This is a genomic window from Nonomuraea antimicrobica, assembly GCF_039536965.1.
GTDB lineage: Bacteria > Actinomycetota > Actinomycetes > Streptosporangiales > Streptosporangiaceae > Nonomuraea > Nonomuraea antimicrobica.
In genome coordinates, this window is the sequence record NZ_BAAAZP010000098.1 from 54924 (window position 1) to 77681 (window position 22758).

Genomic DNA, 22758 nt, shown 5'->3' on the forward strand with positions numbered 1-22758 from the left:
CGCCACGGCACGAGAATCTCGCGGGGTCGCGAACGCTCCACCACGGCCCGGTCACGGTATCTCCGAAAGGAGCACTTTCGGATATGAGGAAATCGAGTAAGCGGCGTCCTGTCTTCCGGTAAATCCGAAAGAGAATTCCGTGGCCACCGCTATTCGTTCGGGACGGGCGCATTCCGGGAACGCGGCAGGAAAAAAGAGGAATTACGGTCCCGGCCTGCCGCCGATCGCGCGAATTTGAGTCTGGACACGAAAGATCGCGCATGTTACTCATAGGGCGCGGCTGCTGATCACTTATGCCGCCTTTACGTCCCCGCGTGCACCCCCTCGCCCCGGAGTTCGTCGTGATCAGTAAACGCATGCCCTGGTTATGCCTGGCCGCATCCATCTCCCTGGTGATCCCGCTGGTCGTCTCCGGCACCCAGCCGAGGCCCGCGGAGGCGTCCGAGTCCGCCTCCGTCTGCGTCCCCGGTCCCCCGCCGCAGGAGCCGCGGGCCGAGCAGCCCGCCTTCGAGGTCGCCGCCGACGAGGCGCCCAAGACGATCACGCATGACGAGGCGCGGCTGAACATCGGCGCCCGGGCGCTGGACGAGCAGACCGAGATCGGCATCACGCCGCTCACCGAGGCGGAGCTGCCCGCGCTCGGAGCCGGGATGGAGAACGTGACCGAGGGGCCGCGCAGCGGTTACCGGTTCACCCCGACGCCGTTCGAGTTCGAGCAGGACATCACGGTCAGCCTCCCGTACGACCCGAACGAGGTGACCGCCACCGGGCTCACCCCGCAGGACGTGCGCACCTTCTACTACGACGACCAGAACGCCTGCTGGCGGGCCCTGGAGCGGGTCTCCGTGGACGAGCGGACCGGCGTCGTCGTCTCGCGCACCGACCACTTCACCATCATGGTCAACGCGGTGCTGAGCACGCCGGAGGCGCCCGAGCAGGCGTCGTTCGACCCGACGCAGATCAAGGGCATCCAGGCCGCCGACCCGTCGACCGGGGTGAGCCAGATCGGCACGCCGACGGCCAACGAGCAGGGCGCGGCCCGGCTGGCGTACCCGATCGAGCTGCCGCAGGGCCGGGCGGGCCTGCAGCCGTCGCTGGCCGTCGGCTACACCTCCTCCGCCGTGGGCGGCTGGATGGGGCTGGGCTGGGACCTGGCCGTGCCGTCGATCGGCATCGACACGCGGTGGGGCGTGCCGCGGTACGACGCCGCGCGGGAGACCGAGACATACCTGATGGGCGGGGAGCAGCTCACCCCGGTCGCGCACCGGGCGGCGCCGCGGGCCCGCGCCGAGGACAAGGTGTTCCACCGCCGGGTGGAGGGCGCGTTCACCCGGATCGTCCGGCGCGGCGACTCGCCGAAGACCTACACCTGGGAGGTCACCGACAAGTCCGGCACGACCTGGCGGTACGGCGGCGAGGGCGCCACGCTCGCCGACGACGCGGGCAACGTCTACCAATGGGCGCTGCGCGAGGTGCGCGACCTCAACGGCAACACGATGCGCTACCAGCACACGCTGGTCGAGGACGCCGGGGTGAACGGCGGCTCCGTGACCGGCCGTGCGCTGTACCCCAAGAAGATCACCTACACCGGCCGCGGGGAGACCGACGGGCCGTACTCGGTGACGTTCGTGCGGGACCGGGAGCTGGGCGAGCAGCGGCGCGGCGACGTGACGATCGACGCGCGGGGCGGGTTCAAGCACGTGCTGGCCGACCTGCTGCGCCGGGTCGAGGTCCGGCTGAACGACGAGCTGGTCCGCCGCTACGACTTCGGCTACACGCAAGGGGCGTTCCACAAGACGCTGCTGAGGACGATCCAGCAGTACGACGCCGCCGGGAAGCTGTTCGCCGACCACGAGTTCGGCTACTTCGACGACATCCGCGACGCCGCCGGCCGGTACGAGGCGTTCGCCAGGGTCGACTGGACCTCCCCCGACGACGGGCTGGGCAACGGCCTGGTCAACGGCGTACGTCCGGGCGCGGGCGAGGCCGGCGCGCTCAACGCCAACACCTCCACCAGCGCGGGCGGGCACCTGTACGTCGGCTTCGGCACCAATGACCGCAAGACGGGCTCCGTCGGCGTGAAGGCGGGCTTCAGCCGCAGCTCGGACGAGGGGCTGCTGGCCCTGGTGGACGTGGACGGCGACAACCTGCCGGACAAGGTCTTCCGTGACGGCGACGGCCACGTCTTCCGCAAGAACCTGTCGCGGCCGGGCGGCCAGCCCAGGTTCGCCGAGCAGACCACCCCGCTGCGGAACCTGCCGGGGATCTTCGGTGAGACCGCCAGCACCCGTACGGTCGGCACCGAGGCGTACCCCGGGGCCGGCGCGGTGCAACTGGACTACGTCGACACGATCAGCACCACCGAGCGGTACTTCAGCGACGTCAACTCCGACGGCGTCACCGACCTGGTGAACGGCGAGGGCGTGCTGTTCGGCCGGGTCGGCCCCGACGGGACGCCGGTGTACGGGGCGGCGTCGGACACGCCGGTCCCGGTGGGCGACAGCGAGGTGGACGGCGACGGCCTGCTGCCGGACTACGCGGCCGACCGGGAGCGGCGGATCGCCTCGTTCCCGCTGGTGGACAGCCTGCGCAGGTGGACCGCGCCGTACGACGGCACGGTCCGCGTCAGCGGCGCGGTACGCCTGGCCGAGCCCGGCGGCGACCTGCCCGCCTTCGCCAGGCCCGACGGGGTGCGGGTGGCGGTCCAGCACGAGGGCACCGAGCTGTGGTCGGCCCGGATCCAGGCCGATGACCACGGCGAGCACACCCCGGAGGGGACCGACGCGGTACGGGTCCGGCGGGGCGAGCACCTGTACTTCCGGGTCGGCTCCGTCCTGGACGGCGCGGCCGACGAGGTGGCCTGGGACCCGAGGATCGCCTACACCGACGTGGCGGAGGCGGCCGACGCCAACGGCCTGTCGCTGACCTCCTACACCGCCTCGGCGGACTTCACCCTGGCCGGGCGCACGTCCAAGGTGACCGCCCCGGCGGACGGCACCCTCACCCTGACCGGCCCGCTCACCAAGAAGGCCGCCACCACCGACGACCTCACCGTCGTCATCACCCGGGCCGGGCAGCCGGTCCTGGAACGGCGGGTGGCGGCGGCGTTCACCGGTGAGGTGCCGGTGGACCTGTCGCTGCCGGTCACCCGGGGCCAGGAGCTGTCATGGCGGATCAAGGTGGACTCGCCGATCGACGTGGCCGCCGTGGAGTGGACCCCCACGGCGAGCTACGCGGCGGCGGGCGCCCTGGCCGGTCCCGCCGCGGCCGACGAGCGGTTCGAGCAGCAGATCAGCGCACCGTACGACATCGACACCTACCCGGTCTCGAACGCGACCGCGCCGCCGCGGCCGTACACCGTGGCCGAGGGCGGGACCCTCACGGTCACGCCCCAGGTGAGCGTGGCGGAGGGCGGCAGCGGCCAGGCGGTGTTCACCGTCAAGAAGCGGGGCGCCCTGCTGGCCAAGCACGTGGTCGAGCTGGGCGCCGAGCCCGTGCCGGTGCAGGTCGAGGCCGCGGCGGGCGACGAGCTGTACTTCGACGTCACCGCCGCCGCCCCCGACGCGGTCGCCGGGGCATCGGTCCTGGTGAACGGGGCCGAGGCGGCGGCGACCGTGCACAGCCCGGCGGCCGAGGGCGTGTACGGGCGGCCCTACCGCGGCTGGGCGACGGTCGGCTACAACGGCAACGGCGACCGGGCCACGCAGCCGGTCCGCGAGGCCGACCTGGAGCGGCTGGAGGACGTCAAGGCGCAACTGCCGGAGCGGGTCGACCCGGCGGCCGACCGGGAGGCGTTCGAGCGGGACCCGCGGATCGCCCCGCCCGACGCGATCCTGTTCTCGCCGGACCCGGCGCAGCGGCGGTGGGGCTCGGGCGAGGAGTCCTGGATCGCGGCCGGGACGGCGGCCAGCTCGCGGCTCGGCGGCCAGTCGATCGGGCTGCCCACCGCCGCCGACGTGTCCGGCGTGCGGGCGGTGCCGCGCATGTCGCGCTCCCAGCAGATCTCGCTGACCGGCGGCGTCGGCGGGGAGGTCGGCAGTGCCGGCGGCAGCGTCGCCACCGGCACCTCCAGCGGCGAGCTGGACTACCTCGACATGAACGCCGACGGGTTCCCCGACGTGGTCGGCGCGGGCGGCATCCAGTACACCGACCCGACCGGGGTGCTGGGCGCGACCCGCGGCGACATGCCCGACGGGGCCGTACGGTCGGCGCGCAACGTCGCGGGCAACGCCAACGCGGGCAGCGCGGCCCGTACGATCACCACCGGCCGCGGCCAGGCCGCCCCCAACGGCGACACCTCGGCCAACACCTCAGCGGCGGGCAACGACATGCCGCCGCTCGGCGTGGGCGGCAACCTCGGCTCCGGCTCCTCCGACGCCAAGTCGGACCTGCTCGACATCAACGGCGACGGGCTGCCGGACCGGGTCTACGAGGACGGGCGCGCGGCGCTGAACCTGGGCTACCGGTTCGCCGCGCCGGAGCCGTGGCCGGGCGGGCCGCTGAACGACGCCGGTAACGACAACGCCGGGGTGAACATCGGCTTCAACACCGACTTCTACGGCTTCGCCGGAGGAGCGTCGTTCAACCAGGGCGACAGCTCCAGCTCCGCCACGCTGGCGGACGTCAACGGCGACGGCCTGGCCGACCGGGTCTTCGCCGGCACGCCGATCAAGGTGGCGGTCAACACCGGCAACGGGTTCGCCGCCCCGGTCGAGTTCGGCGGCAGCCTGCCGGGACTGAACGGCGACGCCAACGCCAAGCTGGGCGCCGGGGCGTACTTCACGGTCGCGATCGGCATCGGGCTGTTCGGCATCGGCGGATACCTCATCATCAACCCCGGCGCGGACACCTCCACGGGGGCCTCGCGCGCCGAGCAGATGCTGCGTGACCTCAACGGCGACGGCTTCGCCGACCACCTGGCCTCCACCTCGGACGACCAGCTCACGGTGGCCGCCAACCAGACCGGCCGCACCAACCTGCTCAAGACCGTCACCCGGCCGCTGGGCTCCACGATCGAGCTGGACTACGCCCGCGACGGCAACACCTACGACCAGCCGGGTTCGCGGTTCGTGCTCAGCTCGGTCAAGACGGACGACGGCCTGGCCGGGGACGGGCCGGACGTCCAGCACAGCACGTTCGCCTACTCCGGCGGCGTCTACGACCGGCTGGAGCGGGAGTTCCTCGGCTACGGCAAGGTCGTCACCCAGCATCGCGACCGCGCCGGTCAGGTGTTCAGAACGCTCACCCACGAGTTCGACACCGGCGGCCACTACACGCGGGGCCTGCTCACCCGTACGGCCACCGCGGACGCCGGGAACCGGCTGTTCACCGAGACGGTCAGCGCGTACGAGCTGCGCGACGTCGCCACCGGCGGACCCGGCGACGGCGACAGCACCGGCGCGGCGATCTTCCCGATGCTGGTCCGCACCGATCAGCGCTGGTACGAGGGCCAGGCCGAGCCCGGCAAGCAGACCCGCACCGAAATGGCCTACGACCGGTTCGGCAACGTGACCAGGACGGTCGACCGCGGCGAGAGCGGCGAGGCCGACGACGTGGTCACCACCGTGGGCTACGCCGACTGCGGCGCCGCCTACGTGGTCGGCACGGCGAACTCCTCCGAGGTGCGCGGCGGCGGCGCGGTGATGCGGCGCAGCACCTCCGACGTCGACTGCGCCACCGGCACCGCGACCCGGCACCGCGCCGAACTCACCGACGGGTCGGACGCGGTGACCGACGCGACGTACAACGCCGACGGCATGATCAGCACGCTGACCCAGCCGGCCAACCACCGGGGGCAGCGCTACAAGCTGACCTACGGCTACGACGACGTGACCGGCACGTACGTCACCTCGGTCCTTGACAGCTTCGGCAACCGTTCCACCGCCACACACGACCTCAGGTTCGGCCGGACCCTCGTCTCCGCCGACGTCAACAACCAGCGGCTGGTCCACACCTACGACGACGCCGGCCGGCTGGCCACCGTGACCGGCCCGCACGACCACGGGGCAGGGAAGCCGACCGTCGCCTTCGAGTACCACCCGGAGGCGACGGTCCCGTACGCCGTCACCCGCCACCTGGACCGGGCCGGGGACGGGACGGTCAAGGCCGACACGATCGACACCGTCACGTTCACCGACGGCTCCGGCCGCGTCGTGCAGACCAAGAAGGACGCGACCGTCGGCGGCGTGGACATGATGACGGTCTCCGGCCGGCTCGTCTTCGACGAGTTCGGCCGGACGGTCGGGCAGCACTATCCGGTCACCGAGCCCAAGGGCGCATGGAACGCCGGGAACACGGCGTTCAACCCGGCGTTCGACACCGTCCGGCCGACCGAGACCGGTTACGACGTGCTGGACCGCACCCTGCGCGTCGTGCTGCCCGACCAGACGCAGACCGTCACCGCGTACGGCTTCGGCAACGACCGCGCGGGCGCCCGGCAGTTCGAGACCGCGGTCACCGACGCCGAGGGCAACACCACCCGCACCCACACCGACGTGCGGGAACAGATCACCTCCGTCCGCCAGCCGAGCGCGGTCAACGGCGGCCCGCCCATCTGGACGAGCTACGCCTACGACCCGCTCGGCCGGCTCACCCGGGTCACCGACGACCAGAACAACCACACCACCAGCGCGTACGACCGCTTCGGCCGCCGCACCACGGTGACCAGCCCCGACGCCGGCCGGACCACCACCGGCTACGACCTGGCCGGGAACGTGACCAGCAGGGTCACCGCCAACCTGGCCGCCAGGGACAAGAAGATCACCTACGGGTACGACTTCGACCGGCTGGTCTCGATCGACTACCCGACCTTCCAGGCCAACGACGTCCGCTACACCTACGGCGAGCCCGGCGCGGCCCACAACGCCGCCGGCCGGCTCACCAAGATCGAGGACGCGGGCGGCGTGACCACCCGCCAGTACGGACCGCTCGGCGAGGTCGTGTCGGAGACCAAGGTGCTGCCGGGGCCCGGCCCGCACGCCAAGACCTTCACCACGGGCTACCGCTACGACAGCTTCGGCCGGGTCCTCCAGCTCACCTACCCCGACGGGGAGGTGCTGACCTACGGCTACGACTCCGGCGGTCAGGTGATCTCGGCCACCGGGGCCAAGGGCGGCCACACCTACGCGTACCTGCGCAGTCTGCACTACGACAAGTTCGAGCAGCGCATCCACATGGCGCTGGGCAACGGCACCGCCACCACGTTCACCTACGACGCCGCCGACCGCAGTCTCGCGCTGGTCAACTCCACGCTGCCCACCGGGTACGCGTTCCAGCACCTGCGCTACGGCTACGACGACGTCGGGAACATCACCCGCCTGCAGAACGACACCGACATCCCGGGCCCGTCCACGACGCCCAAGCTCGGCGGGCCGTCCACGCAGACCTACATCTACGACAACCTCCACCGGCTGACCCAGGCGAGCGGGCAGTACACGCCGGACGTCGACAAGACCGACACCTACGCCTACCGCACGACGTACGACACGATCAACAACGTCGTCGGCAAGCACCAGCGGCACGCCGTGGTCCTGGGCAACGGCAGCGAACAGGTGCAGCAGGACACCACCTACACCCACGTCTACGAGTTCGCCGGCTCCCGCCCGCACGCGCCCACCGAGGTCGGCCCGCACGAGATGCGCTACGACGCCAACGGCAACGTCGTCGACCAGGTCTCCGACGTGCTGCCGGGCAAGCCGCGCAGGCAGCTCGTCTGGGACGAGGACAACCGGCTGGCCTGCGTCCACGACCACGCCAAGAACGACACCAGGCCGCAGGACCCGTCCGCCTGCTACGACCGGGGCAAGCCGCCCACGGTCCGCTTCACCTACGACGACCAGGGCCAGCGGGTGGTCAAGGACGGTCCGCAGACCACGCTCTATCCCAACCAGAACTACACGGCCCGCAACGAGACCGAGTTCAAGCACGTCTTCGTCGGCACCACCCGCGTCGCCACGAAGGCCGCCAAGCCGGGCGCCGCGTACGAGAAGGACCAGTTCTTCTACCACGGCGACCAGGTGGGCTCCACCACGTTCGGCACCGACGGCACCGGCCGGCTGGCCGAGCACGTCAACTACTTCCCCAGCGGTGAGACCTGGGTCGACGAGCGGCCGAGCCAGCAGAACCCGTACCGGTTCTCCGGCAAGGAGCTGGACCCGGAGACCGGCTACTACTACCACGGCGCCCGCTACTACGACCCCAGGACGGGCCTGTGGAAGTCCGCCGACCCCGTCATCGGCGACTATCTCGACGGCGAGGGCAACAACGGCGTCTACAACCCCGCCAACCTCAACCTGTACGGGTACGGCTACCAGAACCCCGTCCAGAACACCGACCCCGACGGCAACCTCGTCTTCCTCGTCCCGGCCGCCATCCTGGTCGGCAAGGGCGTCATGTGGGGCATGACCGCCTACAGCGCCTACCAGGGCGCCAGAGCGGTGGCCGGCACGGTCAGCGACGTCGCCGAGGGCAGGAAGACCTGGCAGGAGGGCGCCACCGAGGCCGGGTGGGCGGTGGCCGAGGCGGGCGCGGAGGCCGCTCTCGGCCGGTTGAGGGTGGTCGAGCGCGCGGCCGACTGGGTGGGCAACACCCAGGTCGGCCGGCGGGCCGCCGACTGGGTGTCGGACCGGGTCGGCTCCGTGACGTCGGGGAACGGCTCCGTCACCCGCCGGATCACGGACTGCCTGCTCAACAGCTTCACTCCCGAGACCGAAGTCCTGATGGGCGACGGGACGACCAAGCCGATCGCGGAGGTCGAGGTCGGGGACGAGGTCCTCGCCACCGATCCGGAGAGCGGCCGCACCGAGCCGAGCCGCGTCACCGACCTCATCACCGGCGACGGCGACAAGCACCTCGTCAAGGTCACCGTCAGCGGCGACGCCGACGGCGAGGGCGGCGGGGGCGGCGGCGGGACCTCCTCCATCACCGCGACGGACGGACACCCCTTCTGGGTCGCGGACCCGGGCCGCTGGGTCGACGCCGAGGACCTCAAGCCCGGGATGCTGCTCCGCACGTCCGCCGGCACCTACGTGCAGGTCGAGTCGGTCACCGCGTGGACGGCGGCGCAGCGGGTCCACAACCTGACGGTCGCGGACCTGCACACGTACTACGTGGTCGCGGGCGGCACGCCGGTCCTGGTCCACAACAGCCTTCCGTGCGGACCGGTCACCTACGGCGCGACGGCGATGAGCGAGTTCGCCATCAAGTACCGGCGGGAGAAGGGCATCCCGTCGACCCAGAACGTCGCGGTGTACCGGGTGCGGCACGCGGACGGCAGGGAAGAGGACATCCCCTTCGTCAACACGCCGTTCGGCCCTCACTCCGAGGCCCACGCCGACACGGCCCTCGCGGGCATCGACCCGAAGTCGGTGGTGGCGGTCTTCTCCGAACGCGCGTTCTGCACCAGGGCGGGCCATGAGTGCGCGGCGCGGATGAGCCGCTACACGAACGCGAAACTGTCGTGGTCGTTCGAGGAGGACGAGTACGCGCCATCGGCCATCCAACGCGCCGTCTGGGGACGAGGAGGGCACCCTTGACGCCGCACCCGCCCTGACAGGCCCGGCCGTCCCGGGGTCCGCCCCGGGACGGCCGGGGCGTGCCCTCGGCGGGGTCACAGATCCAGGACGACACCCCACCAGAACGTCTTCTTCGAGGTGATCGCGGCCGGGTCGCGGGCCCGGAAGGCCGTCAGCACTTCATGGCCCAGCTCCCGGACGCCGGCGTAGAAGTCGGGCGGCGGCTGCGGGCCGGTCGCGGCGCGCAGGGCCTCGACCTCGGCCTCGCCCGCCCGCGCCCACTGCTCGGCCAGCACCGGGACGAGCCGGTGCCAGCGCCAGGCCAGCTCGACCCAGCTCGCCACGGACGAGTCGACCGGCGCGAGCGTCCCGGTGTCCGGGAAGTGCGCGGCGAGCTGGGGATGGACCTCCGCCCTGGCGGGCACGGGATGGACCACCCGCCCCGTGCCCCGCTCGGCCAGATGGGGCACCCCGGCGTAGACGCCCACCCGGTAGTAGGCGCTGCCCTCCCGCTCCAGCTCCGGCTCCTTCCCGCGCTGGTAGTCAGCGGAGATCCCGTAACGGCCGTCGTCTCTGGGGCCCGGCAGCCCATGGCGCCACAGGAGGTCTTTGTCCTGCCGGGGCAGCGCCCAGTCGTCCCGGCCCACCGGCGGGAGCAGCGAACGGCCGTCGCCGACCAGGTCGGCCAGATCGGCCGCGAGAATGCGGCGTACCTCCGCACGCGCCTCGTCTGTGTTCACCGGTCCTCCGGGAGTCTCGGGTCCTGCGGGCACACCGGACACTGCACGCACGACACTATCGGCGGCCGCGAGGGCCCGCCGCCCCTGCCCGAGGCCCGGAAGCCGTGAGCAGACCGAGATCGTTTTCGCCTAGAGTGAGGCACGTGTGGTATGCGCTCATTGTCCTGGTGGTGCTCGCCGCTGCCCTCGCCGCCGCGCTGGTCGCCGTCCGGCGCACGCTCGTCGTCGTGCGGGTGAGCGGGGTGAGCATGTGGCCGACGTACCGGCCGGGTGACCGGGTGCTGGTCCGCCGTGCCGCCGCGGGCCGGGTGCGGCGCGGCGAGGTGGTGGTGTTCGAGTCGGCGGGGCCCTCGGGGTGGGGCACCGGGCCGCTGCCCGCGCCGCAGGCCGCCGCCTGGACCATCAAGCGGGTGGCCGCGCTGGCGGGCGACCCGGTGCCGGACGACGTGGCGGCGGCGGTGGCGGCCGAGCCGGGCGCCCCGGTTCCCGAGGGCGCGCTCGTGGTCCTGGGAGACGGCGAGTCCAGCGCCGACTCCCGGATGTGGGGCTACCTGCCGGCCGACCGCGTGCTGGGCGTGGCCGTGCGGAGGATGTCCTCGGGCGCCTCCGGCGCGCCGCCGCCCACGCCACCATCCACGCCGCCGCCCGCGCCGCCGGTCTCGTAGCCGCTGGCCTGCAGGGTGAACAGCCGGGCGTACTCGCCGCCCGCCGCCATCAGCTCGTCGTGCGTGCCGCGTTCGATGATCCGGCCGTCGCTGAGCACCACGATGAGGTCGGCGTCCCTGACGGTGCCGAGCCGGTGCGAGATGAGCACGCTCGTCCGGTCGCCTCGGTGGCGGCGCAGGCTGGTGTGCACCTCGTGCTCCGCCTCGGCGTCGAGGCCGGAGCTGGGCTCGTCCAGGATGAGCAGGTCCTGGCGCACGCGCATGAGGGCGCGGGCGAGTGCCAGGCGCTGCCACTGCCCGCCGGACAGGGCGACCCCGGTCTCGTCGCGGTCGCCGAAGATGCGGCTGAGCATGGTGTCGTAGCCGCGCGGCAGCGCGGTGAGCGTCTCGTGGACGCCCGCCTGGCGGGCCGAGTCGTGGACGCGTTCGAGGTCGCCGGCGGCGGTGAGGTCGCCCAGCGCTATGTTCTCGGCGGCGGTGAGGTCGTAGTCCATGTAGTCCTGGAAGACCGCGCCGATCCGCGCGCGCAGGTCGGCCGGGCTCGCTTCGCGCAGGTCCACGCCGTCCCAGGTGATCTGGCCGCGCACCGGGTCGTACAACCGGCACAGCAGCTTGACCAGCGTGCTCTTGCCCGCGCCGTTCACCCCGACGAGCGCGACCGTGCGGCCGGACGGGATGACCAGGTCCACGCCGCGCAGGATCCAGGGGTGCTCGTCGCTGTAGCGGAACCACACGTCGCGCAGCTCGATCCGGCCGCTCAGGGCGGGCAGCGGGGTGGGCGCGGCGGGGACGGGAAGGTCGGGCTCGGCCTCGACCACGGCCGTGTAGTGGCCGAACATCAGCAACGCGTTGTGGGCGTCGGCCCACTGGGTGACGATCGTGGTCAGGGCCGCCTGCACACCGGCGACGGCCGCGACGAACACCGTCACGTCCCCCACAGTGAGCTGCCCTGAGGCGGCGCTGACGACGGCCCAGAGCAGTCCCCCGGCCGCGACCACGCTGCCGAGCAGCGCCATCACGCCCTGGCTGCGCAGCGTACGGCGATCGACGTCCCGTTCGGCCCGGTTGATGCCGCGTACCTCGCCGAGCATCCGCGCACGCAGATGGTCGCCCAGGCCGAACAGCCGCACCTCCTTGGCCGCCTCCGGCTTGGTGAGCAGGTCGCCGTAGAACACCTGGCGGCGCATGGCGGGGGTGATCTCCCACATCACCTCGGCCCGCTCCCTGCTGAGCAAGAGCTGGATGCGTACGGAGGGCAGCGCAGCCACCAGGATGACGGCCACCATGAGCGGGTTGACGGCGAACAGCGTGACGACGAAGCCCGACAGGGTGATGAGCGCCTGCCCGATCGCCAGCGCCCCGGCCACCAGCCGGTCGGGCGCGTTGTGGCTGGACTCGTACGCCAGCCGGAGCGTGTCGTGGAAACTCGGGTTCTCGAAGCGGCTGAGCCCTGGATGGGTGTTGACGGCGCGGAACAGCCGGTCGTAGATGAGCAGGCGCAACGCCCTGCGCAGTTGCGCCTGCGCGTACGCCGACACGTGCGGCAGCACGATGACGGCCAGCCCGGCCACGGCCAGCCCGGCGCCCAGCGGCACCAGCGCGGCCGTCCCCTCGCCCAGTGCGAGCGCGTCGAGGACGAGTTTCGTCAGCCACGCGGTCGCGACCGGCGCCACCCCGCCGAGGACACCGAGGACGACCGAGCCGGCGGTCGCCACCGGATGCGCCTTCCAGGCGAGGGCCGCGACGACCCGGACGCGCCTGAGCATGGAGTTCGCCATCGCGTCAGTTCGCCATCCCGTTCAGACGCCCGCCGGGATCGGGAGCTCGTCCAGCGAGTGCGCCGACGCCGTGACGACGCCCTCCGCGTCCACCAGGTAGAAGCCGGGGAACGGGGGATGGTCGAAGGCGGCGTGCACCGGGCCGCCGAAGTCCTCGACGACCACGGCGCCGACGGGGGCGAGCGCGGCGGTGAAGGTCTCCGTCTTCGGCCCGCCGCCCACGACCGGCGCCATGACGCGGTCGCGGCCCAGGTGGCGGACGCGTTCGGCGAAGCCGGGCAGGTGCTCGTCGCAGGCGGAGCAGGTGGTGGCGAACATGGCGACGACGGTCGTCCCGTCCCCCGCCGTCCCCGCGCCGAAGGTGGCGCGCGAGACGGCGGCGCCGGTGGTGTCCGTGGCGGCGAACTCCGGCAGCTTCGTACCGGCGGGAGTGTAAGGGGGCGGCAGTGGAACGTCGCGCGGCGTGCCCGGACGTTCGCGAAGGCGGCGGATCACGGCCAGCATGAGCGCCAGGTTGACGATGCTCAGCGCGCCGACGAGGACGACGGCGGCCACGAGGAAGGACATCGGCGTCCCCTTCGGGGTTCGGCGAAGCGGAGGGAGGGAGGGCCCGCAACACCGCGTCCGCCGGCCAGGACCAGCCCGGCGGGCGCGGTGCGTGCCTGAGCTGCGCTGCCAGGGGCGATCAGTGGCTCACGCCCGGCAGGTCGTGCCTGGTGCCGCGGCTCAGATGCCGCAGTACGTCTTACCGGCGATGACGCAGCACCGGAAGCCGGAGGGGTGCCAGAAGCAGACGTCGGCCTCGGCGGTGGCCGACGGCAGAACCTTGCTGAGAAGACGGTCGCTCATCCTGTTCAGGGCACGGAACATGGGAGATCCTCCTCGTGGTGAGACCGGCGGCTGGGGGGATGCCGGTAAGAGCCGGGCGGGGTGATGTGGGTGATCGCCATCGCCGACAATCAGGACAATAATCAGAAAAGATCACTGACCACAAGGGCCCCAGCGGCCCCAGATTCACCCCGCGCCCAAATGCCGACAAAAATGGCCATACGTCGTCCTGACCTGCCGGGCGCATTCGGCTCGGCCGCGGGAGCGCGGCCGTTTCAGCGGGATCCCTCCACGGCGTTCACACCGCACCGGCCCGCTCCCCTACTTGTGAAGTCAATACGCCATACAAGTCTCCTGACCCTTCCTATTCCGGGCCTGGTCAGACCGTTTCAAGGAAAGGCGTTCCGCCCCTGCCTCGCATGGGTCCGTGGGGTCGCGGGAATCGTCAGCACCGTCTTACTGGACGCGTTTCAGAGCCAGCCGCGACGCGAGGCGAGCAGCCCGGCCTGGAAGCGGGTGCGCGCGCCCAGCCGGTCCATCAGCTCGCTGACCCGCCGGTGTACCGTCCGCAGGCTCACCCCGAGCTGCCGCGCCACCGCCTCGTCCTTGAGCCCGGCCGCGAGCAGCGTGAACAGCTCGGGGTCCGGCAGGTCGGCCGTACCGTCGAAGGCCCCCAGGGGCTTGGCCGGGAGCGGGAGCGCCGAGCGCCACAGCACCTCGAAGAGGGTGACCAGCGCGTCGAGCAGGGTCGAGGAGTGCACGATGACGGCGCTGTCGGCGTGGGCGGACTCGTCCGTGCTCAGCGGCAGGATCGCGCTCCTGCGGTCGGCGATGGCCAGCTTCATGGGCACCTCGGGGCTGATCCTGGCCTGCTCGCCGGCCGCCACCGACTCCTGGGCCAGGCGCAGCTTGCCGGGGATCTCCAGGGCCGAGACATCGTAGATGCCGCGTACCAGGACGCCGTGGGCGAGGCGGTCGATCTCCTCGACGTTCTGCTCGCTCGGGTCCTGGGCGTAGGGCGGGCGGTCGAGCACCAGCAGCTCCTCGGTCGCGGTCTGCTGCAACTGGGTGAAGCGCTGCACCACGGCGGCCTGCCCCTGCACGACCTCCACCAGTTCCTCCGGGGCGTGGTGTTCCAGGTGCGGCGTCTCGGCCAGCAGCGCGAGCGCGGCCAGCCGGGCCTGGGCGAGCCCCTCCTCGCGGCGCGAGATGAGGGCGGCCACCGCCACGTCGGGCCGCGTCGGCAGGAACCGGACCGGGCGGCCCGCCATGCGACTGACCAGCCCCAGCGCCTCCAGCCTGGAGAACGCGCGGCGCAGCGCCACCGTCGTACGGCCGGTGTGCACGGCCAGCTCGGGCAGGGTGGCCCGCGGGTGGCGCAGCAGGTCTCGGTAGATTCGTTCGTCATCGGCGTCGACGCCGACGGCCGAAAGCGCGTTGTCCTCAGTGTTCATGATCCGCAAGCCTGTCTGATTCCTGAAATGTCGTATATCTGCCAATCATTTGCCTAGCCTAGGCGGTCCTCCGCCCGATAGGACGTGTCATGGGACGTTCGGATGTCCCACGAGAACGGAGGCCATCTTGAAGGCTTTGACTATCGGACTGGCGACCGCACTGACGGTCTTGTCGGCCGCCGCGCCCGCAGTCGCGGATGACGACTTTGGCAATGCTGGGCACTGGCGACAGCCGTCCTGCCGAACGGTGACGAGCGACGGCTCGGTGACGTTCACGCGGAACGAGGGCCGCACGGTCACCCCGACCAGCCAGGCACCGACGCCGGTCGTATACACCCAGGGGATCGTCGCCCTCGACCGTGCGAACCAGTTGCTCGCGATGTCGAACAACGCGTTGCTGACCTCGAAGGATGCCGGCTGCACGTGGACCACCGTGGGCAAGGTGACCGGCTCGAACATCGGGCTGGTCGCCGCCACCGGGGACCGGGCCTACGCCTGGGACCGTGACGGCAACCTCTCGCTCGTCACACCGGGCGACATCACGCCGCTGACCTCACCGGCGAGCCAGGTGGTCGGCGTCGGAACCGACCGCCGCCGGGGCGACCACCTGCGGGTGTCGGACGGGGTGACCGGGCAACTGTACGACTCCAAGGACGGCGGACGCACCTGGCAGCCCGTCGGGCTGCCCGCCTGGCCGCAGAACGAGCTGCACCTCATCTACACCGCGGCCTTCGACCCGAACAACCTGGACCACGTGGTGGTGGGCGGGTCGGACACCGGCGCCCGCGTCACGTTCGACGGCGGGCGTACGTGGTCCACGTCCGAGGGGCAGGGCGACGGCATCAACACCTTCAGCGCCGTGGTCTCCCCGGCCGCGCCCAACGTCGTCTACGCGATGGGCCTCAACCTGAAGGAGATGGATCAGGGCGTGCCGTCCCAGGGCCGCCACATCTACCGCTCGACCGACGGGGGCAAGCGGTTCAGCCCCGTCGTGGACCAGGACGACGCGATCACGATCCACAACGGGCCGCTGCTGGCCGCGCACCCGACGAATCCGAACGTCCTCTACTTCGTCTACGGGACGAGCTGGGCGGGCTACGGCACCGACATCTACCGGTACGACTCCCGCCGCAACCAGGTCACGACCAACCACAACTCCTACGACCGGGTCAGCTCCATCGCGTTCAGCCCGTCGGACTCCAAGGTGATGTACCTGGGAGTGGCCGAGGAAGGATAGCGACCGCCGGGCAGCGCTCCGCTCGGAGCGCTGCCGGGTCCCTCCGGCCGGACTCCTCGCGGGCCGCTCACCCCTGCCCGTCGCGGCCGGAGTCCCGCCCGCCGGGGAGCACGGCGACGGCCTCCACCTCGACGAGCTGGTCGTCGTAGCCGAGCACCGTCACCCCGAGCAGGGTGCTGGGCACGTCGTGCTCGCCCATGTACTCCCGGTACACCTCCCACGCCGTGACCAGGTCGCTCTGCCGGGAGGAGGCCACGTACACGGTGGTCTTGACGACGTCGGCCAGTGACGCGCCCGCACCGTCCAGCGCGGTCACGAGGTTGCGCATCACCTGGTGAGCCTGACCGGCGTAGTCGCCGACCGCGACGGTGCGGCCGTCGAGGTCGAGCGGGCACGCTCCGGCCACCCAGACGAACCGGGCGGGAGTGTCGGCGACCGCGGCGTAGGCGTAGTCCACCCGCTGGGTGAGCCGGTGGTCGCGGATCAGTGTGATGGCGTTGTTCATGTCTGCTCCTCAGTGGAAGGTCTGGTCGGGCCAGCTCGGCGAGCGGCCCAGGATCGCCACGATCTCGTCCAGGCGGGATCCGCCCGGTCGTGTGAGCGCGGGTGCGAAGGCGGCTCCGGGCGCCAGGCGCGCCTCGCCGCCTGGCACGGCTCTCGCCACGTCGAGCGCCACCTCCAGCAGCTCCGGCGGGAACCCGACGTCGACGCCCAGGGTCTTGGCGAGGTCCCAGGAGTGCACCACGTAGTCGATGAGGTGAAAGCCGATCGCCTGCGCCCCGGGGAAGGACCTCCCGCTGCCGAACTCGGGCAGCGGGAACATGCGATCGAGCACCCCGTCGGCGGCGAAGGCCGTCAGGACGTGCTCGGCCGAGGCCCGGTAGCCCGCGACGGGATCGTCCCCGAGGGAGCGCAGCTTCCAGTGGGCGGGATCGCCGTCGCCCCGCGACGCGGCGGCGAAGCCGTAGTGCTGGGTGGCCATGTGCGCAAGGAGGCCGTACAGGGTCCATCCGATGCAGGGCGTGGGGCGGGACAGGTCTCCGGGTCGCACCCTGGCCACCAGCTCGACGCTGGTACGCACGGCGTGCGCGTCGAGCGCGACCAGATCGGCCTGGGCCGTCCGGTCGTCCGAAGTGGGCTTATCCATCTGCACCCGCACATAGTCTACGTGCGCTTATCATCTGTCAAATGATATTTTCTGGCTGTGACAGACCGCCCAGATCTCGCCGAGATGCTGCACCCCCTCGTCCAGTCACTGATCGCCGCCGAGCTGCCCGTACTGGCCGCGCACGGGGTCTCCATGTGGGGTTACGCCGTGCTCGGCGCCCTGGCCGACAGCTCGGTACGCACCCAGGCCGCCCTCGCGGAGGCGATCGGCGCCGACAAGACCCGCATCATCGGCACCCTCGACGGACTCCAGGCAGCCGGGCTGATCACCCGCGAGCCGGACCCCGGCGACCGCCGCGCGCGGATCCTCGCGATCACCGACGACGGCCGCCGGGTGCTCGGCTCGGCGCGGGCCGACATCCGCTCCAACGAGGACCGCCTGCTCGCCCGCCTGCCCGCGGCCGACCGCGACGGCTTCCTGCGCGCCGTCCAGGCCCTGTACGCGCTGCCCCGCGAAGAGATCACCGGAGCGCACCCGGAGCCGTGATCGACGAAGGGCGGGACTTCCGCGCCGCTCAGCGAAACGCTTTGACCAGGCGCTCGACCGTCCCCGCCGTGCGCGTCGTGGCGGAGACCTTGAGCCTCGCCTCCATCTCGGCGGTGGGACTGCCGACCCGCGTCCCGTTCTTCCTGATGACGCTCAACGCCACGCCATCGGTGATCTCGATGACGTCGACGTCGCCCCGGGCGTTGGTCCAGGGAAGAGAGGCCCCGAAGTCCTGGACGCCGTCGAAGAAGGTGAACGTCTCGCGATAGGTGCGCTCGTCACCGGCGCCGGCGAAGGGGGCGCGGTCGAGGATGGCCGCGAGCCGGTCGAGAGGGCGCACGAACGCGGCGTCGTCGTACCCGCCGGCGGTCCGCAACCGTGCCGCCGCCCGGCCCACCACCTCGCCCGGCGCGGCGTCGCCGACCTCGATGAGGACCGTCCCGTTCGTCTGGAACGACCGCGCCGACACCGCGCCCGCCTCGCGCAGCGCCCCTTCGAGCGTCGCCCGGTCGGGGCTCTTCGGATGGCCCAGGTTCATGTTCCGGTAGAAGACGACGAAGGCGGTCGACATACGTACGGCGCTCCAGACCTCGCGGCGACCGACCCCGCCTCACACGGCCCGCCGGTCTCTTACCGTGCCAGCTTAGGGAGGATCGCGGATGCTCTCCGCCCTCGGAGTCCTCCGGCCCGGCCCCCGGTGAAGGCCGCTGCCTCAGGTGGTGGCCCGGGCCAGGACGATTCCGCCGACGATCAGGGCGAGGGCCGCCATCCTGCCCGCCGACACGGGGTCGTCGTTGAGTACGATGCCCAGGGTGATCGCGCCGACGGCGCCGATGCCGGTGAAGACGGCGTACGCGGTGCCGACCGGCAGTGTGTTCATGGCCTGCGACAGCAGCCAGACGGCGGCGGCCATCAGCAGCAGGCAGATCAGCGTGGGCAGCGGCCGGGTGAAGTTCTGCGTCGGTTTGATGCTCTGCGACCACGCCACCTCGACCAGCCCGGCCAGCAGCAGGATCAGCCAGCTCACCGGGCCGCCTCCTCGAGCGCCGCGGCCAGGGACTGCTCGTGCCGCTCGCGCAGGTGAGCCAGGGCCGGATCGAGCCGGGCGTTGACCAGCTCGGCGTTGATGAACGTCACGTCCTCGACCCGGAAATGGCCCTTGAAGAAGTCGCGCAGGTAGCGCTCCTGGTGGTCGTACGGCTCGCGGGGCGTGCCGGGCCCGTACGCGCCGCCGCGCGCGCTCGTCACCACGAACGAGCGGCCTTCGAGGGACATCCTGGGAAAGGTGATCTGGTCGAGCCACGCCTTCAGCGCCGAGGGGATCGAGTAGTTGTACATCGGCGTGCCGATGAGGATGGTCTCGGCCGCGACGACCTCCTCCAGCAGCGGTTCGACGACGGCCCACGCCTGGCGCTGGGCGGAGGTGCGGGCCGCCTCCCGGTAGCGCGCGAGGTCGGTGATCTCGTGCTCGAGGATGTGGTCGCACAGCTCGGTCCAGGGCTCGCCGATGTGCGGTACGGGTCGCGCGGCCAGGTCGCGGTAGACGTAGCCGCCCTCGGGGTGGGCGGCCCGCCAGGTCTGGGCGTACACGGCCGACAGCCTCCGCGAGAACGACGCCCGGCGGGCGCTGGCGTCCAGGTGCAGCAGCATGGTCTCTCCTCACCACAGATATGTGGACACGCTGTCCGGATAATATAACCGGACGCCGCGTCCACATACAATGGGCAGCATGGAGAGAGCCGACGCCGCGCGCAACCGCACCCGGATCCTCGAGGCGGCCGCGCTGCTGTTCGCGCAGCGCCCCCCGCACGACGTGACGATGGACGACATCGCCAAGGCGGCCGGGGTGGGCCGGGGCACGCTGTACCGCCGCTACCCCGACCGGGCGTCGATCGCCGTGGCGCTGCTCGACGAGCACGAGCGGGACCTGCAAGAACGCCTGCTGCGCGGCGAGCCGCCGCTGGGCCCGGGAGCACCGCCCGCCGAGCGGCTGGCCGCCTTCTACGCCGCCATGGTGGGCCTGCTGGAGGGCCACTCCCACCTGGTGCTCGGCTCGGAGGTGGGCCGCTCCCGCTTCGAGACCGGCGCGTACGGCTTCTGGCGCGCCCACGTGCGCGCCCTCCTGACCGCCGCCGGCACGCCCGGCCCGGACGCGCTGGTCGACGTCCTGCTCGCCCCCCTGGCCCCCGAGGTGTACCTCTACCAGCGCACGGTCCTCGGCCTCACGCCGGAGCGGATCACCGAGGCGCTGACCACGCTGACCGGCGCCCTGCGCGGCCCGGAGTGACCGGCGCCCCGCGGGCCGCCGGTAAGTCCGCCGGTCAGTCAGCCATGGCGGCGAACATGCCGGGCTCGTACGAGCCCCCCGGGTTGCGCACGATCACGTTGAGCCGGTTGTTCGCGTTGATCAGGGCGATCAGGGAGACCAGCGCGACGACCTGGTCCTCGTCGTAGTGCTCGCGCACCCGCGCCCAGGTCTGGTCGGACACGCCGTGGTGGGTGTCGGCGAGCCGGGTACCCTCCTCGGTGAGCGCCAGGGCGGCCCGCTCGGCCTCGGTGAACACGGTGGACTCCCGCCAGGCGGCGACCAGGTGGAGCCGTACCGCGCTCTCCCCGGCCGCGGCGGCGTCCTTGGTGTGGTAGTCGACGCAGAAGCCGCAGCCGTTGATCTGGCTGGCCCGCAGCATCACCAGGTCCTGGAGGGTCTGGGGCAGCGGCGACTGCTGGATCGCCAGGGCGACGTTGTAGATCCGCTTGGCGATCTTGGCGCCGAGCGCGTTGGCCATGAGGTCGATACGGGGTTCCATGACGTGGTCCTCACTGGTGGTGCGGGGTGCCGCGCGGTTCGTCGGCGCGGCGTCCTGACGGGCAAGAGATCCCGGCGGCCCGGTCCTTGTGACAGTGCGGCTCATGTGACATGCGTCACCGGGCGTGAGTGTCACACGGCGGTGGGGTCCGGGATCGTATGCACGGCACGACCGCGAACGAACAGACAGGAACCAGCGATGAGCGAACGCAGCGAGCAACCGACGCACCCGGCCGGGCCCCTCGCTCGCGCCGACCACACGGACCCGGCCAATGCCACGGGCCCGGCCACGGACCCGGCGACCGTGGCGTTCCTCGCCCACCGCAACCTGCTGTTCACGGTCGCCTACGAGATGCTCGGCTCGGCCGCCGACGCCGAGGACGCCCTTCAGGAGACCTGGCTGCGATGGGCGGGCGTCGACCTCGGCACCGTGCTGGATCGGCGCGCGTACCTGATCCGGATCACCACCCGGCAGGCGCTGAAGAGGCTGCGTACGCTCGGCCGGCGCAAGGAGTCTTACATCGGCCCCTGGCTGCCCGAGCCGCTGCTGACCACACCGGACGTGGCCGAGGACGTCGAGCTGGCCGACAGCGTCTCGATGGCGATGCTGCTGGTGCTGGAGACGCTCACGCCGACCGAGCGGGCGGTCTTCGTCCTGCGGGAGGTGTTCGACCTGGCCTACGACGAGATCGCCGAAGCCGTCGGCAAGAGCCCGGCCGCGGTCCGCCAGATCGCCCACCGGGCACGGGCGCACGTCGCCGCCCGCCGTCCGCGCGGGGCAGTCTCCCCGGCCCAGACGCGGGACGTGCTGGAGGCGTTCCACCGGGCGGTCGAGACGGGCGAGCTCCAACGCCTGCTCGACCTCCTCGCGCCGGACGTCGTCCTCCTGACGGACGGCGGCGGACTCAGGCAGGCCGCGCTGTCTCCCGTCGTGGGGGCCGGTCAGGTGGCCGGCGTGCTGGGCCGGATCGCTCCCGCGGCGTCCCTGCGACCGGCGCAGGTCAACGGCCACCCGGCGCTGATCATCCGGATCGGCGGCGAGCTCGACACCGTCATGGCGGTACGCGTCGACGAGGGCCTCATCACCGGTCTCTACGCCGTACGCAATCCCGAGAAGCTGTCACGCATGGAGCGCGAGACCACGATGAGCCGTTGACTCCCGGCCACCGTCACGCGGGAAGCGTCACGCGGAAGGAACCGGTACGGGCCGCGGCGCCGCGAGGTCGTGGGCGGAACGGGCCATCCAGACCACGCTCAGCAGCCCGGCGACCGACACGACCTCCTGGTAGGCGTCCCACGGCACCCCGATCGGCGCGCCCGCCATCGTGAGCACGAACGGCAGCACCATGCCGAGGATGCCGTACTTGACGGTGGCCCGCTGCCAGCGGGGGTCGTCCCACTGCGCCCGCAGGACCAGCACCTGCCAGAGCAGGTACAGCAAGCCGCCGATCAACGGGATGACCCCGGCTTCGTACCCGGAGAGCACCAGCACGAAGCCCAGGGCCGTGCCCAGATATCCCAGGATGCCGCAGACCAGCAGGACCCGGCCATGTCGCCGGGTGCGCCCCACGGCCGGGGAGAGCACGAGCACCATCGCGGCGCCCGGCACGACCATCACCAGCAGGGCCCACCAGATCCAGGTCACCAAGAGCAGTTCGGCGATGCTCGCCGCCGCCGCGACGTAGAGGACCACCCGCAGCCGCCGCGTCCCGCGATCCCGCTCCACGGGCGACCCGTCCTCCGCCCCAGCCTGCGGCCCGGTCAGTGGCCCGGTCAGTGGCCCGGTCAGTGGCCCGGTCAGTGGCCCGGTCAGCGGCCCGCGCAGGCACTGCCACAGCACCCAGGCCACCACCAGCCCCGCCAGGGCCAGCAGGAGCACGTTCGGCCCCGTGGCCTGGACGCTCGCGTCCGGTTCGGTGAACAACGTCGCCCACCACAGCGCGGCGAGGTCACCGGCGGCCAGCGCGACCACCACGGCGACGGCCAGCGCGGTGAGGTAGACGACCGTGACGACGAAGGCGGGCACGCCTAAACGGTGACGACGGAGCACGTGACACTTCCCGGGGGGTGAAGGAGGAACGGGA

18 protein-coding genes are annotated in these 22758 nt (G+C 71.8%); 6 read left to right on the forward strand and 12 right to left on the reverse strand.

Annotation, left to right across the window (positions count from 1 at the left end; translation table 11 throughout):
* Window positions 1-314 precede the first annotated feature (314 nt).
* Entirely contained in the window at window positions 315-9533 is a 9219-nt protein-coding gene (locus ABD844_RS26575; protein ID WP_344883499.1) for a SpvB/TcaC N-terminal domain-containing protein, read from the forward strand.
* Between the two features lie 74 nt (window positions 9534-9607).
* Here the strand turns inward: ABD844_RS26575 and ABD844_RS26580 are convergent, their stop codons facing one another.
* Window positions 9608-10252, reverse strand: a complete 645-nt coding sequence (locus ABD844_RS26580; protein WP_344883502.1) for an SUKH-4 family immunity protein — start codon at window positions 10250-10252, stop codon at window positions 9608-9610.
* Window positions 10253-10395: 143 nt separating this feature from the next.
* Between ABD844_RS26580 and ABD844_RS26585 the strand changes: the two genes are divergently transcribed.
* Complete coding sequence (locus ABD844_RS26585) at window positions 10396-10917, forward strand: S26 family signal peptidase (protein WP_344883505.1); 522 nt, start codon at window positions 10396-10398, stop codon at window positions 10915-10917.
* Here ABD844_RS26585 and ABD844_RS26590 read toward each other — a convergent pair.
* From ABD844_RS26590 to ABD844_RS26605, 4 genes are all read right to left on the reverse strand, one after another.
* Complete coding sequence (locus tag ABD844_RS26590) at window positions 10800-12683, reverse strand: ABC transporter ATP-binding protein (RefSeq protein ID WP_344883508.1); 1884 nt, start codon at window positions 12681-12683, stop codon at window positions 10800-10802. The two genes, ABD844_RS26585 and ABD844_RS26590, sit on opposite strands and share 118 nt — an antisense overlap.
* A gap of 33 nt (window positions 12684-12716) precedes the next feature.
* Window positions 12717-13262 (reverse strand): TlpA family protein disulfide reductase, encoded by a 546-nt coding sequence (locus ABD844_RS26595; RefSeq protein WP_344883510.1) that lies wholly within the window; start codon window positions 13260-13262, stop codon window positions 12717-12719.
* 159 nt (window positions 13263-13421) lie between these two features.
* Entirely contained in the window at window positions 13422-13565 is a 144-nt protein-coding gene (locus tag ABD844_RS26600; protein ID WP_344883513.1) for a hypothetical protein, read from the reverse strand.
* Between the two features lie 428 nt (window positions 13566-13993).
* Window positions 13994-14977, reverse strand: a complete 984-nt coding sequence (locus ABD844_RS26605) for a helix-turn-helix transcriptional regulator (RefSeq protein ID WP_344883516.1) — start codon at window positions 14975-14977, stop codon at window positions 13994-13996.
* A 265-nt stretch (window positions 14978-15242) separates the two neighbouring features.
* Between ABD844_RS26605 and ABD844_RS26610 the strand changes: the two genes are divergently transcribed.
* Complete coding sequence (locus ABD844_RS26610) at window positions 15243-16214, forward strand: sialidase family protein (protein ID WP_344883519.1); 972 nt, start codon at window positions 15243-15245, stop codon at window positions 16212-16214.
* A gap of 67 nt (window positions 16215-16281) precedes the next feature.
* On the opposite strand, the gene ABD844_RS26615 is transcribed toward ABD844_RS26610, so the two are convergent.
* Window positions 16282-16719 (reverse strand): RidA family protein, encoded by a 438-nt coding sequence (locus ABD844_RS26615; RefSeq protein ID WP_344883522.1) that lies wholly within the window; start codon window positions 16717-16719, stop codon window positions 16282-16284.
* A gap of 9 nt (window positions 16720-16728) precedes the next feature.
* On the reverse strand, window positions 16729-17361 hold the full coding sequence (locus tag ABD844_RS26620; RefSeq protein ID WP_344883643.1) for a TIGR03086 family metal-binding protein: 633 nt from the start codon (window positions 17359-17361) through the stop codon (window positions 16729-16731).
* Between the two features lie 57 nt (window positions 17362-17418).
* On the opposite strand from ABD844_RS26620, the gene ABD844_RS26625 reads away from it, so the two are divergent.
* Entirely contained in the window at window positions 17419-17868 is a 450-nt protein-coding gene (locus ABD844_RS26625; RefSeq protein WP_344883525.1) for a MarR family winged helix-turn-helix transcriptional regulator, read from the forward strand.
* A gap of 28 nt (window positions 17869-17896) precedes the next feature.
* Here the strand turns inward: ABD844_RS26625 and ABD844_RS26630 are convergent, their stop codons facing one another.
* The 3 genes from ABD844_RS26630 to ABD844_RS26640 form a co-directional block, all read right to left on the reverse strand.
* Window positions 17897-18439 carry a DUF1697 domain-containing protein gene (locus tag ABD844_RS26630; protein ID WP_344883528.1) on the reverse strand — a complete coding sequence of 181 codons (543 nt, stop codon included), beginning with the start codon at window positions 18437-18439 and terminating at the stop codon, window positions 17897-17899.
* A gap of 141 nt (window positions 18440-18580) precedes the next feature.
* Window positions 18581-18895 carry a DMT family transporter gene (locus tag ABD844_RS26635; protein WP_344883530.1) on the reverse strand — a complete coding sequence of 105 codons (315 nt, stop codon included), beginning with the start codon at window positions 18893-18895 and terminating at the stop codon, window positions 18581-18583.
* The gene (locus tag ABD844_RS26640) at window positions 18892-19518 is read right to left on the reverse strand and encodes an FMN-dependent NADH-azoreductase (RefSeq protein ID WP_344883532.1); all 627 of its coding nucleotides are present in this window, start codon (window positions 19516-19518) and stop codon (window positions 18892-18894) included. The genes ABD844_RS26635 and ABD844_RS26640 overlap by 4 nt, the downstream gene beginning before the upstream one ends.
* A 79-nt stretch (window positions 19519-19597) precedes the next feature.
* Here ABD844_RS26640 and ABD844_RS26645 point away from each other — a divergent pair, with 79 nt between their 5' ends.
* Window positions 19598-20155, forward strand: a complete 558-nt coding sequence (locus tag ABD844_RS26645) for a TetR/AcrR family transcriptional regulator (protein WP_344883534.1) — start codon at window positions 19598-19600, stop codon at window positions 20153-20155.
* A 34-nt stretch (window positions 20156-20189) separates the two neighbouring features.
* On the opposite strand, the gene ABD844_RS26650 is transcribed toward ABD844_RS26645, so the two are convergent.
* Window positions 20190-20675 carry a carboxymuconolactone decarboxylase family protein gene (locus ABD844_RS26650; RefSeq protein WP_344883536.1) on the reverse strand — a complete coding sequence of 162 codons (486 nt, stop codon included), beginning with the start codon at window positions 20673-20675 and terminating at the stop codon, window positions 20190-20192.
* A 198-nt stretch (window positions 20676-20873) separates the two neighbouring features.
* On the opposite strand from ABD844_RS26650, the gene ABD844_RS26655 reads away from it, so the two are divergent.
* On the forward strand, window positions 20874-21830 hold the full coding sequence (locus tag ABD844_RS26655) for an RNA polymerase sigma-70 factor (protein ID WP_344883538.1): 957 nt from the start codon (window positions 20874-20876) through the stop codon (window positions 21828-21830).
* A 27-nt stretch (window positions 21831-21857) separates the two neighbouring features.
* On the opposite strand, the gene ABD844_RS26660 is transcribed toward ABD844_RS26655, so the two are convergent.
* Entirely contained in the window at window positions 21858-22700 is an 843-nt protein-coding gene (locus ABD844_RS26660; protein ID WP_344883540.1) for a hypothetical protein, read from the reverse strand.
* Window positions 22701-22758: the final 58 nt, after the last annotated feature.